General features: G+C 39.2%; 13 protein-coding genes. 11 read left to right on the top strand and 2 right to left on the bottom strand.

Going from position 1 to position 15,244, the window contains the following annotated elements; all coding sequences use genetic code 11:
- Nucleotides 1–74: 74 nt before the first annotated feature.
- The 7 genes from QZ334_RS00515 (at nucleotide 75) to QZ334_RS00485 (ending at nucleotide 9,762) form a co-directional block, all read left to right on the top strand.
- Nucleotides 75–935: a polysaccharide deacetylase family protein gene (locus QZ334_RS00515; RefSeq protein ID WP_323758615.1), complete on the top strand. Its 861-nt coding sequence runs from the start codon at nucleotides 75–77 to the stop codon at nucleotides 933–935.
- 8 nt (nucleotides 936–943) lie between these two features.
- Nucleotides 944–1,438 (top strand): MogA/MoaB family molybdenum cofactor biosynthesis protein, encoded by a 495-nt coding sequence (locus tag QZ334_RS00510; RefSeq protein ID WP_105086133.1) that lies wholly within the window; start codon nucleotides 944–946, stop codon nucleotides 1,436–1,438.
- Between the two features lie 220 nt (nucleotides 1,439–1,658).
- Nucleotides 1,659–2,111: an RrF2 family transcriptional regulator gene (locus QZ334_RS00505; protein ID WP_060924991.1), complete on the top strand. Its 453-nt coding sequence runs from the start codon at nucleotides 1,659–1,661 to the stop codon at nucleotides 2,109–2,111.
- A gap of 63 nt (nucleotides 2,112–2,174) precedes the next feature.
- A complete protein-coding gene (locus QZ334_RS00500; RefSeq protein ID WP_060924990.1) occupies nucleotides 2,175–3,563 on the top strand; it encodes a cytochrome ubiquinol oxidase subunit I in 1,389 nt (462 codons plus the stop codon).
- Nucleotides 3,554–4,573: a cytochrome d ubiquinol oxidase subunit II gene (gene cydB / locus QZ334_RS00495; RefSeq protein ID WP_156719684.1), complete on the top strand. Its 1,020-nt coding sequence runs from the start codon at nucleotides 3,554–3,556 to the stop codon at nucleotides 4,571–4,573. The genes QZ334_RS00500 and cydB overlap by 10 nt, the downstream gene beginning before the upstream one ends.
- A 225-nt stretch (nucleotides 4,574–4,798) precedes the next feature.
- Nucleotides 4,799–8,386, top strand: coding sequence for a thiol reductant ABC exporter subunit CydD (gene cydD, locus QZ334_RS00490; protein ID WP_295230973.1), 3,588 nt, complete (start codon nucleotides 4,799–4,801; stop codon nucleotides 8,384–8,386).
- Between the two features lie 209 nt (nucleotides 8,387–8,595).
- Nucleotides 8,596–9,762, top strand: coding sequence for a hypothetical protein (locus tag QZ334_RS00485; RefSeq protein WP_295230969.1), 1,167 nt, complete (start codon nucleotides 8,596–8,598; stop codon nucleotides 9,760–9,762).
- A gap of 143 nt (nucleotides 9,763–9,905) precedes the next feature.
- Here the strand turns inward: QZ334_RS00485 and QZ334_RS00480 are convergent, their stop codons facing one another.
- Nucleotides 9,906–10,490, bottom strand: a complete 585-nt coding sequence (locus QZ334_RS00480; protein ID WP_060924987.1) for a DUF805 domain-containing protein — start codon at nucleotides 10,488–10,490, stop codon at nucleotides 9,906–9,908.
- Between the two features lie 21 nt (nucleotides 10,491–10,511).
- Complete coding sequence (locus tag QZ334_RS00475) at nucleotides 10,512–11,345, bottom strand: pyridoxamine kinase (RefSeq protein WP_213467147.1); 834 nt, start codon at nucleotides 11,343–11,345, stop codon at nucleotides 10,512–10,514.
- A 135-nt stretch (nucleotides 11,346–11,480) separates the two neighbouring features.
- On the opposite strand from QZ334_RS00475, the gene QZ334_RS00470 reads away from it, so the two are divergent.
- From QZ334_RS00470 to QZ334_RS00455, 4 genes are read left to right on the top strand one after another with little or no spacing between them, the layout of a single operon-like run.
- A complete protein-coding gene (locus QZ334_RS00470) occupies nucleotides 11,481–12,413 on the top strand; it encodes an ABC transporter permease (protein ID WP_295230966.1) in 933 nt (310 codons plus the stop codon).
- Nucleotides 12,406–13,305: an ABC transporter permease gene (locus tag QZ334_RS00465; RefSeq protein WP_295230963.1), complete on the top strand. Its 900-nt coding sequence runs from the start codon at nucleotides 12,406–12,408 to the stop codon at nucleotides 13,303–13,305. Before QZ334_RS00470 ends, QZ334_RS00465 begins: the two co-directional genes overlap by 8 nt.
- The gene (locus tag QZ334_RS00460) at nucleotides 13,305–14,285 is read left to right on the top strand and encodes an ABC transporter ATP-binding protein (protein ID WP_105090272.1); all 981 of its coding nucleotides are present in this window, start codon (nucleotides 13,305–13,307) and stop codon (nucleotides 14,283–14,285) included. Before QZ334_RS00465 ends, QZ334_RS00460 begins: the two co-directional genes overlap by 1 nt.
- Nucleotides 14,285–15,232 carry an ABC transporter ATP-binding protein gene (locus QZ334_RS00455; protein ID WP_295230959.1) on the top strand — a complete coding sequence of 316 codons (948 nt, stop codon included), beginning with the start codon at nucleotides 14,285–14,287 and terminating at the stop codon, nucleotides 15,230–15,232. Before QZ334_RS00460 ends, QZ334_RS00455 begins: the two co-directional genes overlap by 1 nt.
- Nucleotides 15,233–15,244: the final 12 nt, after the last annotated feature.

Here is a 15,244-nt window from a genome sequence, read left to right as displayed (position 1 = left end):
GGATTTTCTTGATAATACAAAGTAAGTATGATATTCTCATTATATGCTTAAGTGGATTGGAGTGATTAGTTTATATGTATAAATATGGCAAGAGCTGTATTAAAAAAATATTATGTTTTCTCGCAATATGTATTGCAATTTTAGCTATCTCTTTTGGCGTTATGTGGGGGCTGTCTACTGATTATAAGATTTATGGTGTCCCTGTACTAAACTATCACCAAGTGAATGATGAAAAGCATTCTGCTTTGACGCTTCATGTTGATCAGTTTAGAGAACAGATGGAATATATACATAATCAGGGGTATAACACGATTACGTTGGCTCAATTATATGATTATTTGGAAAATGGTACTGAATTACCAAATAAGCCAATTGTCATCACCTTTGATGATGGCTATGTAGATAACTATAAAAATGTATTGCCTATTTTAAAGGAATACAACATGAAGGCTACCTTGTTTATGATTAGTGATGCAGCTAATACGCCTGGTTTTGTTTCTACAGAACAAATGCACCAAATGGAAGCGGGTGGATTTGATATTCAAGGCCATACAAATCATCATAAAATCTTAACAAAAATTGACCCTACCGAATTACCGGATGCTCTTCTTGGTGGGAAGACTTCTTTGGAGGGAATTTTGGGTGAGCCTATTGAGTATCTAGCATATCCTGGTGGGTTTAACGATATGCTCGTTCAATATGTAACTAAACAATCTGGTTACAAAATGGCTTTCACAGTACAACCGGGTACAGTACAGCCAGGCGATAATTTATATGCCTTAAATCGATTGGCTATATTCCAAGGTGACACACCGTACTTATCGTTCTGGTTACGCCTACATTGTGCACCATTCATTCACTATACATGGTCATTACGTGATTTTTTACGCGATAATGGATGGCCTACATTAGCATCTATTATTCCGTTATTCTAGGAGGAACTATGTCTTACGAAGTATTAGCAAGACCTTTACGCGTTGCTATTTTAACAGTTTCTGATACGCGTACCTTTGAAACTGATAAAGGCGGTAATAAAGTACAAGAATTTTTAGAACAAGCAGACCATATTGTGGCAGATCGTAAAATTGTCATTGATGATTACGATGAAATTAGAAATGCAATGATCCCATGGTGTAATGATGAATCTATTGATGTTATCATCTCTACAGGTGGTACGGGAATTGCTAAGCGCGATGTAACTATTGAAGCAGCTAATAGTCTCTATGAGAAACATATCCCTGGTTTCGGGGAAATCTTTAGATATTTGTCCTATACAGAAGATATTGGGACTAAGGCGATGGCTTCTCGTGCAGAAGCTGGGGTGAACAATAATACGTTAATGTTCTCTGTTCCTGGCTCTGTAGGTGCAGTTACTTTGGCGATGAGTAAACTCATCATTCCTGAAATGGCACATCTGGTACGAGAAATTACAAAATAATCTATAAAGACTGCTCATTTATGGGCAGTCTTTTTTGATAATAGAATTCATAATGCTATTAGGGGAATATAAAAATATTCAGATAACACCTTGTTAATGGGCATAAAGTCTATATATGCTAATTCTCAATAAATAAAACAATACCATTGCAGTATTGTTTTATTTCGATTATACTAGATTTAGTAATACGTTTGTCCGAGTGCACGAGAAAGGAGACCTTATGAAGTTAAATCAGGCCACGGATTATGCATTTCGCATGGTCTTACATATGGCGCTCTTACCTTCGGGAACGAAGCTAACGGGTTCTGTATTGGCTGAGCAAGAATTGATTCCAGAACGATTTTTGCTCAAGATTATGCGTAGTCTCATTGCAGCTGGGATTATGAAATCCTTTCGTGGTGTAGATGGTGGGTTCGCCCTCAATCGAGACCCTCAAGAGATTTCATTGCTCGATGTAATTAGAGCGGTAGAAGGGGATGCGTATTTACAACGGTGTTTATATGATGTAGGTTCTTGCTCTAAGTCTTGTATGGGACATTGTGCTATCAATGAAGCGATGGGAACAATTCAGGACCAATTAATCAATCAGTTGGAGATGGTTAACTTTAAAACTCTTGCCCAACGTGAACAGTTGATTGAGTCTGAAGCGTTGCCATATTCACAAGCGCAATGATACAAGGTTTTTAGTGAAAGCTCATCAAGTGATGTAGGTATTTTATTCTAAGGAGGAAAACACATGTTTGAAGCTGTAGATTTAGCTCGATTACAATTTGCGCTAACATCTATCTATCACTGGTTGTTTGTGCCGTTCACACTAGGCATGACAGTGACTGTAGCTATCTTGGAGTGGACATATGTGTCTACTGGTAAAGAAGTATACAAAAAAATGGCAAAATTCTGGGGCAAATTGTTCCTAATTAACTTTGCTATGGGTGTGGTAACTGGTATTGTTCAGGAATTCCATTTCGGTATGAACTGGGCAGAATATTCTCGTTTTATGGGTGACATTTTCGGCGCTCCATTGGCCCTTGAAGCATTAATGGCATTTTTCTTGGAATCTACATTCATGGGTGTATGGATCTTCGGTTGGGACCGTTTGAATAAAACTGTTCACGCTCTTGTAGCTACGTTGGTGGCATTAGGTACAAACCTATCCGCATTCTGGATTCTCGTAGCAAACTCCTTCATGCAACATCCTGTAGGTTATGTAATCCGTAATGGCCGTGCAGAAATGGATAATTTCTTAACAATTGTTCAAAATGGTTATGTACCAGGCCAATTCTTCCATATCGTGTTAAATGGTTTATTAACAGCAGGCGTAATTATCATGGCCATCAGTGCTTGGCACTTATTGCGCAACAATGCGACAGACTTCTACCGTCGTTCTGCTAAATGGGGCATGGTTATTGCTCTTGTATTCGGTACTTTAGGCGCTTTGGCAGGTCATCATCAAGGTCAATACATTACAAAAGTACAACCTATGAAAATGGCTGCTATGGAAGCATTGTGGGAAACACAAGATCCTGCTCCATTCTCTTTGGTAGCTAACATTGATACTAAAGCTCAAAAGAATACGGGCGCACTTGAAATCCCTGGTGGTTTGTCCTTCTTAACTCAAAACTCCTTTACTTCTGGTAAAGTAGAAGGTATTAAAGATCTTCAAGCCAAATCCGAGGCTCAATACGGTCCTGGTAACTATATTCCAGATGTTCCAGCAATCTTCTGGACATTCCGTGTCATGGTTGCAGCTGGTTCCATTATGTTGCTTGTTGCATTCGTAGGTCTTATCCTTAATGCAAAAGACAAATTGGTTGGAAATCGCACATTCTTAAAAATTATGTTCTGGACATTGCCATTGCCATTCATTGCTCATTCCACAGGTTGGTTTGTAGCAGAAGCAGGTCGTCAACCATGGCTTGTAAATGGCTTGCAATTAACTGTAGACGGTGCTTCTAAATCCGTTACAGCTCCAGAAATTATGACTACTATCATCGGCTTCACAGTTGTGTATATCGTAGCAGCTATTGCAGCTCTCTACCTTGCTGTAGAACACATCAAAAAAGGTCCAGATGGCAATCCATCTCACGATGTAGTTGAAAAAGAGGAGGCGAGATTATGGAATTAATTTTTAATAACCTTGAAGTGGTATGGTTTATTTTAATTACTGTACTATTCGCTGGCTTCTTCTTATTAGAAGGTTTTGACTATGGTACTGGTATTTTATTACCATTCATCGGTAAAACTGACGTTGAACGTCGTCAAATGATCAATGCCTTGGGTCCTGTTTGGGATGGTAACGAGGTATGGATGATCACTGCTGGTGGTGCATTATTTGCATCCTTCCCTCATGTATATGCTACGTTGTTTAGTGGTTTCTATTTAGCGTTATTCTTAATGCTTGCGGCTCTTATTATCCGTGGCGTATCTTTTGAATTCCGCTCCAAGAGCCCTAACTTGTTATGGCGTAAAACTTTTGACTACTGCATCTTCTTTGGTTCCTTGATTCCTGCATTGTTGTGGGGCGTTACAGTTGGTAACTTGATTCAAGGTACTCCAATTGATGCAAGCATGACATATGTAGGCACATTCTTTGATTTGTTAAGCCCATACACAGTACTTTGTGGCATTGCGTTTATCTTGGTATTCACATACCATGGTGGCTTGTTCACTTCTATCAAAACTGCTGGTGCTGTTTCTGAACGCGCTCGTGCAGCTTCCTTAGTAGTAGGTGTTCCTACAGCTATCGGTGCATTAGCATTGGTAGGTGCAACTTATGTATTTACAGATTTGTTTAACTCTGTATTAGCAATTATTTGCTTTGCGTTGGCAATCGTGTTCTTCCTCATTTCTTGGGGCGCAACACGTACTCGTAATACAAAATTGGGCTTTGTATTCAGCTCCTTATCCGTTATTTCTGTAACGGCTGCTTACTTTGCTGGTTTGTTCCCTCGCATCATGGTTTCTTCTTTGAATCCTGAGTGGAGCTTAACTATTGCAAATGCAAGTAACTCTACTTACACATTGACATTGATGACTTGTGTAGCCTTTGTATTTGTGCCAATTATCTTGGCTTACCAAATCTGGGTATACTGGACATTCCGTCATCGTGTATCTGAAAAAGACTTACACTATTAATAGAATAGCTTTATAACTCTGGTGAGTTGTAAAATTTAGGTCTCAATGTGAGGCGTGTCGTAGCGGCACGCCTCTTTTTTGTGGTAAGATGGATATGATATTGATAAATTTAGATTCACTTGGGCTAACTTAGATTATATTTAAATAAAATTTAATTTAGACTTAGTTAGGGGGAGTCTAATCGATTTGATTTTATATTTTAATAGTTTTACCGTAGAGGATACTATGATACAGCGTACTGCTTTTAAAGCGCTGCTAGAACATAAAGGTCAGCTATTACTACTAGGATTAACCTGTTTAGTAGAGAGTTTGGCTATTGTTGGGCAAGCTTGGTTCTTTGGAACCTTAATTAATAATTTTATATTTTCAGAGAATACCTTACATGATGAAAGGTATACTATTATTTATTTAGGTATTGCTATTGTTGTAAGATTGCTTGCACATTACGTACAAGAATCCGTAGCAAATCGATTAGGTAGTGCGGTAAAAGCAACCTTTAGAGAACGGGCCTTAGAGCATATGTTTAAACTTGGTGTACAACATAAGGAACGCCATGGCGATGTGATACATATGCTTACTGATGGATTAGAGCAAGTAGATGCTTATGTAGCTCGTTATATTCCTCAAATTTTATATGCTATTATGATTCCTCTTATTATGGGTATTGCTATTGTAGATACATTACCTATTATTGGTATCATTCTAATTATCACCGTACCATTAATTCCATTCTTTATGATCTTAATTGGTAAGCAAGCGGATCGTCTTAATAAAGAACAGTGGGAGCGTATGAGCTTCTTATCTGGCCATTTTCTTGATGTATTGCAAGGTATTACAACATTAAAACTTTTTGGTCGTGCAAAGGATCAAATTAAGATTATTGGTCGTTTATCTGAGGAGTTTAAAGACTCTACATTACGAGTATTGCGTGTGGCGTTTTTATCTGCTCTAGTTCTTGAGCTCGTAAGTACTATTAGTACAGCATTGATTGCGGTATACCTGGGCTTAACATTATTGGATGGTGAAATCTCATTCTTTTCAGCTTTCTTTATTTTGCTATTAGCGCCAGAGTTCTATACGCCATTTAGACAATTGGGGGCTGCCTTCCATACGGGTATGGCAGGTAAGACCTCGATTTTAAAATACGAAGAGTTTATGAATCGCCAGCCATCGTTGCCTATAGGTGGTCAATCTCAACTTAAAGGTAAGGTACAAGCAATTGAAATTAAGGACTTAACTTTTACCTATGCAGATAGTGAAAATGGTGTACAACATATTTCATTAGAGGCTAAACGTAATTCTCCGATCATGCTTGTTGGTGAAAGTGGAGCAGGGAAATCTACAATTGCCCATATTATTGGGGGATTTTTAACTGCTCCTAAAGGCAGTGTTACTATAGATGGTCTTGATCTATGTGACATCGATATTGAGTGGTGGCGCCAACAAATTACCTATGTATCTCAACATCCACATATTATGAAAGGAACTTTGCGTGACGTATTATCCTTTGGGATGAATGTAAATGATGAAGAGATTATAGAAGCTTGTAAAGAGGTACAGCTACTAGATGTGATCTATAGACAACAAGATGGACTAGATACTGTTATTGGTGAAGGTGGCTTGGGTCTGAGTGGTGGCGAACGTCAACGGGTTGCCTTAGTACGTGCATTTTTACGAAAGGGCCAAGTGTTAATTCTCGATGAGGTGACGGCACATCTTGATGTAAAAACCGAAGCTATTATCAGCAGTGCTATCAAACGTTTGATGGATAATAAAATCGTCATTATCATTGGTCATCGTCTACAAACGATGCATTGGGCATCTACACTATACGTTTTGAAACATGGACGTATTATTCAACAAGGTTCTTATGCGAAGCTTCTCGCAGTAGATGGTTATTTTAAGGACCTTGTTACCTCTGGTTTAGGTGAATTTTCTTCAACTATTGAAGAACAATTAAAAACAGAAAAGTCATTTAGCTTAGAACATAGAGAAGAAATTGATAATTTAATTCGGGTAGATAATCAAGATGCTTACGTATTGGGGAAAGATACAATACAGACTCCTGAGGTTTCAACTTCTAAGCTGGGCATACAAGGATGGAAATTATTATTTACTGTGCTGAGCCCTGCAAAGTGGTCGTTAGTATTAGCTTTGATTTTTACATTCTTAACGGTATTTATGAATGTGGGCTTATTAACTGTATCTGCGTGGTTATTGGCATCAGCTGCATTGCAACCGGGACTTACTTATTTGAGCCTTGCTATTGTGGGCGTCCGCTTCTTTGGTGTTAGTCGTGCTGTATGTCGTTATTTTGAACGGTATACATCTCATCGTATGGCGTTCCAAGGTCTGTATGGTTTGCGTATATGGTTTTATGCTCATTTAGAACCATTGGCGCCGGCTATTCTTAAACGTTTTGGTGCAGGGGATATGCTAGGCCGCATTATGGGGGATATAGAGGTACTACAATTTTTCTACTTGCGTACGTTGATTCCTCCTGCAGCAGCCATTGCTTTAACTATTTTAGTTGCCTATGGTGTATCTACGATTGATAATAGTTTGGTTGCGCCTATAGTTTTAGCAGCCCTTGTATTAGGTCTGGCTTTACCTTTAGGTGTATATGCTCATAACAAACAATCGTTGACGGCGATTGGACCTCAACAAGGGGAATATAAATCCCTATTAAGTGATACCATGGATAGCTTGGAGGATGTCATTAGCTACGGCAATGAACAGTTAGTATACGATCGTATTCAACATATGATGAGTACTATAGATGCTAATAAAGGTATTATCGAGCGAGGCATGAACTTAGGCAATACGCTGTTCCTAGGTGGAGTTCAAATTACAGTTGTCATTGTAGCCATATTGGCAGCCAATGCATTGACCGGAGCTTGGGCCAGTGTTATGGTAGCAGTTGCTGCTATTGGTACACAAGCTTGGTTTGAGGCCTTACAACCTATGATCGCTGCCGTTCATCATGGTGCTGAAAGTAAAGTGGCTACGAGTCGTCTCATAGCACTTGCACATGAGCCAATTCCAGTAGTGGAACCAAACGCACCAAAACCATTTAATGCTAATCGAGAGATTACATTTACTGATGTATCCTTTGGTTATGATCCGCATCGTCGTATTTATGAACATCTTAGATTAGACATTAAACAAGGTCAATCGATTGCTATTGTTGGCGCTAGTGGATCTGGTAAGACTACATTGTTTAATATGCTTGAGCGATTATATGACTACAGTGGCTCAATCTATGTTGGTGATGTAGAGTTAAAGGATATTTCTATCGATACATGGCGTAATGCTTTAGGGACGATAACGCAAGATACATATATTTTCCATGCGTCCTTTGAAGATAATATTCGACTAGCAAGACCGGATGCCTCAGAAGCTGATTTAGAGTATGCTATTGATCGTGCTTCGTTGCGCTCTGTAGTGGAACGCTTGCCAGATGGTATTCATACGATTGTTGGTAGTGGTGGTCATGGTCTAAGTGGTGGCGAACGACAACGGGTTGCTTTAGCTCGACTATTCTTGCGAAAACCTCAAGTTGTTTTGTTAGATGAACCATTAGAAGGTTTAGACCAAGTAACGAGGAAGGCTTTGCATCGTGATTTGATGGAATATGTACAGGATAAAACATGTTTATATATTACACATCAGTTAGAAGGATTAGAGCATATGGACCGTATCTTATTTATGGATAAAGGTCAAATTATAGAAGATGGAACTTACGAAGAATTAATTGCCCTTCGTGGTCACTTCTATGAATATTGTTATCTATCCATGGCAAGTATTCAATAAAAATAAATATCAGTTAAACTATCTATTATAAATACTAAATTATAATAGGGTGAATGTTAAACTGCAGTAATAAAGCTCCTTTTACTATGTAAAAGGAGCTTTATGTATACCTATATTTAATAGTATATGTAGTAGTCTTTTATCGATAAATCATGCAATATATGGTATAATTTGTATATCAAAAGCTGTTTTTTACCCTTGGAGGGATTATGACTAAAATCTTCACCAAATTACGAGCATTGGTGGATGAAGCATTATCTGATAGTGATACGACGGTGAAAAAGGAAAGCCCTGTTCAACAAGTACCTTTAGAACAAGATTTATTTGATCATCGTTTGTTATCTATAGAAGAAGACGTGGTTAATCGCATGTTGCGTGCCGCTCTTCGGAATCATAAGTTCTTTTATTCTATAACTTTTGAGTTTGAACCAAATAATCAAATATTCCTATCCATTATTACTAAATGGGGGAATGTGATTACCGCTGAATTTACTTTAGAAGACTTATGGTTTGATGATTACTCATCATCCTTTGCAATTCGGCTCGATACAGAGAATTTAGATACGGGTGGATTTATTTTAAATTCCATCTTACACTTACTAGGTAACTGGTTCCTTAGTCTTTTTGGCATCTTTTTTAATCCTATTGCATTAGGCGAAAAGGGATCTACCGTACGCTTTGAAAAAAAAGGTATTATTCGCTTTGATTTAATACCCAATACGCAACTTAAAAAGTTTATACCTTTGCCAGAACGCTCCATAGGGAGTGTAGGCCCTGTACTTTTAGCTAATCCTCAAACTAGTCAATCGGTATTGCAAATAGATTATTATGCATTTCATGATCCAGTAGATACATTTACGGTGCCAGATGTTCCAATTCGTACTAGTTGGCTTCGATCCATTGATATTGCGGCAGTGCTCTTGATGCCAATCGGTGTATGGCTTACCTTTATCTTTGCGCATCATTACTTACCAACTGAAACACTAGAGTTTTCATTCTCTACATATTTCTTAATATCTTTGGGGATTTTTATTCTTTCTTTACTACTAATGAATACACCACGATATTTGTATATGTATTTTGACTCTAGAAAACAGTGGCAAAGTGCGTTTGTTCATAACAATATCAAGATTCAAATGCGCAAGCTCCATCGGCGTATCTTCATGCAGCAAGCTACCTTGACCTCTGATAGCGGCGAGTGTAATGCCGCTGAAGGTCAAGAACGTATTAAACGTTTATTGTTGCAAATCCGGGATAAGCGCTTCCTAGAAAATAGACTTAAGATTTCTGATGATGATAGAGCGCGCAAACAAAAGGTTAAGTTTATCATTGCTTATATCCTTTGCACTATAATAGAGTTGATATTATTGACTTAAGTTTGTAAAGAATCAGGTTGAAACTCTTTTAAATTATTTATGGTATAGTTATTAAGGTAATAAAGAACTATATATAATAAGACATGTGATAAATAAAAAACGTATCTCTTTATGAAGGGATACGTTTTTTATTTATTAATTTGTTATCGTTTTTTACGTCGTTTACGCACCGTTTTGCGGATTTCTTTTTCCCTATGCGATATGGACGGTTGCATTGACTCATAAGTTGGTCGATTTACAGGCATAAATGGTGGGTTACCATATTGATTCGGTTCTGGCTGACCAGGCAATACCCAAAAGAGGAAGCCTATGAGCCATACGAAAAGTTCAAGCAAGTAATTGAATGGCGATACAGCAGAATAGGTATTGATGAAAATGATGATTACCGACCATAGAATCCCTGCCCAAGCATTAAAGCCGATATCATGAATACGACGGCCAAATAAGATGCAGGATAATGGAAATAAGGATGCTAATAAAATCCATATAACAACCCTTGTAAACCAATAGGCAGGTAAAGAAACAACAAAGTCCAAGAATACATCATCAATGTAGTGAACGATGTGGAATAAAATCATTAAAACAATGAAGCATATGATAAATTGTAGTCGATTTAACCGTCCCGTTAGATTAAAAATCGATAATCCCATACGTCGGCCTTGGAATGCAATGAGCAAACCGACAGTACATATGAGTAGTGTTCGTAATACAACATAGAGTAAATCCATAAGTTCCCCTTTATTTATAGCTTATAGTTGAGTTAATTCTGGCAAGACAAGCTCAAAGGCTACACCTTGCTTCATTGATTTTACAGTGTCCACTGTGGCTTGAATCGCCTTGGTAGTAAAATTCATTGCTAACTCTGCCGCATCATAAGGTGAATATCCCCTCATTACTGCACCGGATAATACAGCAGTAAAGATATCCCCAGTTCCTGTAGCTTTCACAGGGATAAGAGGAATATCATAAGTTTTTAAATAATCAGTTGGTCCATCATAGACCGCGATAACCGCATGTGTTTCAGATGGTACGCTGGTCATGATAACCATGTCAGGACCCATTTGATGTAATCTCTTGCAACGATCGCGTAATTCATCATCGCTAATAGGATCTGTAGAGAATGGAATATCTAATAAGAAACAAGCTTCCGTGTAATTAGGCTTTACAATGTGAGCTTTGGAAACAAGTTTGCGCATAGCTACTACCATATCAGGTGTATAAATCGAGTAGAGGCGACCATCATCGGCCATAGCAGGATCGACGATAATCATTTGGCCCTTATTACCGAAGCGATCGATGGCTTCTTCCACGAGATGAATTTGTTCTGGGGATGCTAAAAAACCACTTACAATGGCGTGAAAGTCGATTTCGTTTTTATCCCAGCAGTCCATAAAATCTCTCATATGTGCCGATAAATCTACAAACTCGTAGTGTGGATATTCTAAATGATTACTCAATACAGCTGTTGCCAATGGAACCGCTTGGCAACGCATAGCGCTGATGATTGGGATCATAACGGTTAGGGCACAACGGCCGATGGAGCTCATGTCTTGAATTGTTAAGACTCTAGGTACTTCTGTCATAGACACCTCCAAAATATTATATATTTTATTGTACGTTATGTAGGGCTTTCTGTAAATGTAATGATGTAATTCATGAAATTAACTTCATAATGTAGTATAATAAAACAGATAGACTTTTTATGGAGGATAGTGACAATGACAAGGAATGTGTTTCGACGCCTAGGTGGCGCAATCATAATCTTATGGGTCATCATTACCGTAACATTTGCATTAATGCATGCAATTCCGGGGGGACCTTTTACAACTGAGAAGAAATTACCACCTCAGGTGAAAGCAAGTATTGAAGCAAAGTATCATCTTGATGATCCTGTATGGAAGCAGTATGGTGATTATTTAGGTGGTGTTATTACTGGTGATTTGGGACCATCATACAAGTATGAAGGCCGTAGTGTAAACGATATTATCAGCGATGCATTCCCAATTTCTGCACAGCTCGGCTTATTATCATTAATGGTGGCTGTAGCAGGTGGCATTGCAGCAGGTGCTATTAGCGCTATGCGCCCTAATGGTATCGTTGATTATGCGGTAACCATATTATCTACAATTGGTATTTCTGTGCCTACCTTTATTATTGGTGCCGTTCTTGTATATGTGGTGGGCTTTGAACTAGGCTGGTTCCCAGTGGCCTTATGGCGTGGTCCATCTTATATGGTGCTACCAGTATTAACGTTAGCTGCACAACCGATGGCATTCATTGCACGCTTAACACGCAGTGGGTTGCTTGATGTGTACCAACAAGAATATATCCGTACAGCTCGCGCCAAAGGCTTGAGTTCTTGGACTATTTTGACACGTCATGCGTTAGGGAATGCTATTTTGCCAGTTATTACCTATTTGGGCCCATTGGCTGCCAGCCTTTTGACAGGTAGCTTTATCGTAGAAACGATTTTTGCTATTCCAGGCCTTGGACAGTATTTCGTAACATCTATTTATAACCGTGATTATACCGTTATTCTTGGCATTACGATTTTCTATAGTGCGCTTGTAGTATTTCTTAATATCTTGGTGGATATGATTTATCCATTAATTGATCCACGTGTTACGACAGAGGAGGGGACAGATGAATAAGGAAGATTTTTTACCTATTGAACGAACCCCTCAAGAAGAAATTACAAGCTTTATAAAACGTCCTAGTAAATGGGCGAGATTTAAGGTAAATCGCTTGGCCGTAGTAGGGGCAACCATCATTTTGGTGATGATTGTGTTGGCTATTTTAGGCCCCCTAATTTCGCCGTATACCTATGCGGACCAATCCTTGATTGATGCGAACCAAAGCCCAAGCTTTAGTCATTGGTTTGGTACCGATACATTAGGTCGTGACATTTACACTCGCGTTATGTACGGTGCTCGTATTTCCTTAACCATCGGTTTTGTAGCGGCGTTTATCAATCTTGTTATCGGCGTTACCTATGGCGGTATTGCAGGTTACCTTGGTGGTAAGGTTGACCGTATCATGATGGGTCTGGTAGATGTATTGTACGGTATTCCGCTTTTACTGTATGTAATTTTGTTGATGGTTGTACTTGGCCCTGGCTTAATATCTATTTTCGTAGCATTGGGCATCGCCTACTGGCTGAATATGGCCCGTATCGTACGTAGCCAAATTTTGAAAGTTAAAAACGAAGAATACATCATTGCTGCTGAAGCGATGGGCATTCCGAAATATCGCATTTTATTGCGTCATATTTTGCCAAACTGTGTAGGTCCAATCATTATTACTTTGACATTGGCCATCCCAGAGGCTATTTTTACAGAAGCATTCCTTAGTTTTATCGGCTTAGGTGTAAATGCACCTATGGCGAGTTGGGGTGTACTCGCTTCTGAAGGGATTAGTAGCATGCGCTCTTATCCGTTCCAATTGATTTTTCCTGCTGTTGCCATTAGTGTTACCATGCTTGGTTTCGCATTCCTTGGCGATGGCTTACGTAATGTGTTAGACCCTAAGGAAGGAGATAGATAATGAATAACGCAATTGTTGATGTGCGCAATGTGTCCATTACCATCGATACCTTCCAAGGCCCTTTACGGGTTATTCGCAATCAAGATATCTCCTTACAACCAGGTGAGATTTTAGGTATTGTTGGTGAATCCGGCTGTGGTAAATCTGTGCTAGTTAATTCCTTAATGGGATTACTACCATATGGTAAAACAAAAATCAAAGCCGATACATTTATGATTGATGGCAATGATTGCCTTGAATTTACTGAAGATGACTGGAATGAACTCCGTGGTACTACTGTTGCTATGGTATTCCAAGATCCTATGACATCTTTGAATCCAATCATGACGATTGGGGAGCAAATGTATGAGGTTATCCATCGTACCAATGCATATGGTGAGGATTATGATGAACGAGCTATCGCCATCGACTTGTTAAAGAAGATGGGCCTTTCAACACCGGAAAGACGATTATCTCAATATCCTCATGAATTGAGTGGTGGTATGCGCCAACGCGTTTGTATCGCCATGGCTGTGGCAGGTCGTCCAAAGGTTTTGATTTGTGATGAACCGACAACAGCTCTAGATATTACAACAGAGGCTCAAATCTTGCGCCTTATGCAAACATTAGCTGTAGAGGCTGGTATTGGCATTATCTTTATTTCTCATAATTTACGCGTTATCGCTCAAATTTGCGATCGCGTTATGGTTATGTACGCTGGTAAATGTGTTGAATCTGCTACGGTAGAAGGTATCTTTAATGAGCCTCGTCATCCGTACACATTAGGTTTATTACTCGCTTTACCACAAGGTAAATGGCATGGTGAGTTAAAAGCCGTTGAAGGTCAACCACCAGATCTATTTGATCTACCACGAGGGTGTGCATTTAATCCACGATGTAAGTGGGCTATGCGTATCTGTGGTAATCGAATTCCTATGGTTACAAATGTTGGTGAAAATCATCAATTTACATGTTGGTTAGCTAAGTTGGAGGGACTTTAATGAGTTACGTATGGGAAACTGACAATCTCGTTAAAGAGTTCACTCTGTCAGGAGGCTTATTTAAGCCAAAACACACGGTACACGCTGTACAAGGCGTGAGCCTATATCAATCACCAGGGGAAACCCTTGGTATCGTAGGTGAGTCTGGATGTGGTAAATCCACATTTGGCTACACTTTGATGGGCTTACATCAAGCTACATCAGGTTCTATTTATATGAACGGTCGTCAGATTGATCCGTATGTGGATCGAAAAGCTGTTCATCCGGTGATGCAAATGGTATTCCAAAACCCTTATGCATCTCTTAATCCACGTCTTACAGTTAATGCGATTCTAGAGGAACCATTGGAGCTAGATCCAAAATATACACCTCGCGATCGTGTTATTCGTGTAAAAGAAGTGCTTGAACAAGTTGGTTTGAATATGTCCTTTGGTGAGCGTTATGCTCATGAATTGTCAGGTGGTCAACGTCAACGTATCGGTATTGCACGAGCTCTCATTATGCAGCCGCAGTGCATCATCTGTGATGAACCGATTTCAGCACTAGATGTATCGATTCAAGTACAAATTATGACATTGCTTGAACGTTTACAAGAACAACATGGTATTTCGTACCTCTTTATTTCTCATGATTTAAACATGGTGCGCTACATTAGTCATCGCATGGTGGTTATGTACTTAGGTGCTGTTATGGAAGAAGGTCCAGCGTTGGATTTATACGAATTCCCACAACATCCTTACACTCGTGCTTTGACCGCCTTAAATGGTCCTGTTATACCACATGCTCCAATTGGAGCACCGCTTAAAGGGGACCCACCAAATCCACTAAATCCACCAAAAGGTTGTTTGTTTAGTGGTCGATGCCCAGAGGCAGAAGGTCGTTGCTTTACTGAACGTCCGCCTCTTCGTGATTGGGCAGATCGCCGCATCGCATGCTGGCACATATAATGGGAGAATAGT

Origin of the sequence: Veillonella sp. (genome assembly GCF_019414865.1) — a bacterium.
In the GTDB taxonomy this organism is placed as follows: Bacteria; Bacillota; Negativicutes; order Veillonellales; family Veillonellaceae; genus Veillonella.
Note: the sequence above shows the minus strand (reverse complement) of the source record. Positions and strands in the feature narration are given on the sequence as shown.

What these genes read in the sequence shown, in the direction of transcription:
- QZ334_RS00515 (WP_323758615.1), top strand. Translation starts at nt 75, where the DNA reads ATGTATAAATATGGCAAGAGCTGTATTAAAAAAATATTATGTTTTCTC.
- QZ334_RS00510 (WP_105086133.1), top strand. Translation starts at nt 944, where the DNA reads ATGTCTTACGAAGTATTAGCAAGACCTTTACGCGTTGCTATTTTAACA.
- QZ334_RS00505 (WP_060924991.1), top strand. Translation starts at nt 1,659, where the DNA reads ATGAAGTTAAATCAGGCCACGGATTATGCATTTCGCATGGTCTTACAT.
- QZ334_RS00500 (WP_060924990.1), top strand. Translation starts at nt 2,175, where the DNA reads ATGTTTGAAGCTGTAGATTTAGCTCGATTACAATTTGCGCTAACATCT.
- cydB (WP_156719684.1), top strand. Translation starts at nt 3,554, where the DNA reads ATGGAATTAATTTTTAATAACCTTGAAGTGGTATGGTTTATTTTAATT.
- cydD (WP_295230973.1), top strand. Translation starts at nt 4,799, where the DNA reads ATGATACAGCGTACTGCTTTTAAAGCGCTGCTAGAACATAAAGGTCAG.
- QZ334_RS00485 (WP_295230969.1), top strand. Translation starts at nt 8,596, where the DNA reads ATGACTAAAATCTTCACCAAATTACGAGCATTGGTGGATGAAGCATTA.
- QZ334_RS00480 (WP_060924987.1), bottom strand. Translation starts at nt 10,490, where the DNA reads ATGGATTTACTCTATGTTGTATTACGAACACTACTCATATGTACTGTC.
- QZ334_RS00475 (WP_213467147.1), bottom strand. Translation starts at nt 11,345, where the DNA reads ATGACAGAAGTACCTAGAGTCTTAACAATTCAAGACATGAGCTCCATC.
- QZ334_RS00470 (WP_295230966.1), top strand. Translation starts at nt 11,481, where the DNA reads ATGACAAGGAATGTGTTTCGACGCCTAGGTGGCGCAATCATAATCTTA.
- QZ334_RS00465 (WP_295230963.1), top strand. Translation starts at nt 12,406, where the DNA reads ATGAATAAGGAAGATTTTTTACCTATTGAACGAACCCCTCAAGAAGAA.
- QZ334_RS00460 (WP_105090272.1), top strand. Translation starts at nt 13,305, where the DNA reads ATGAATAACGCAATTGTTGATGTGCGCAATGTGTCCATTACCATCGAT.
- QZ334_RS00455 (WP_295230959.1), top strand. Translation starts at nt 14,285, where the DNA reads ATGAGTTACGTATGGGAAACTGACAATCTCGTTAAAGAGTTCACTCTG.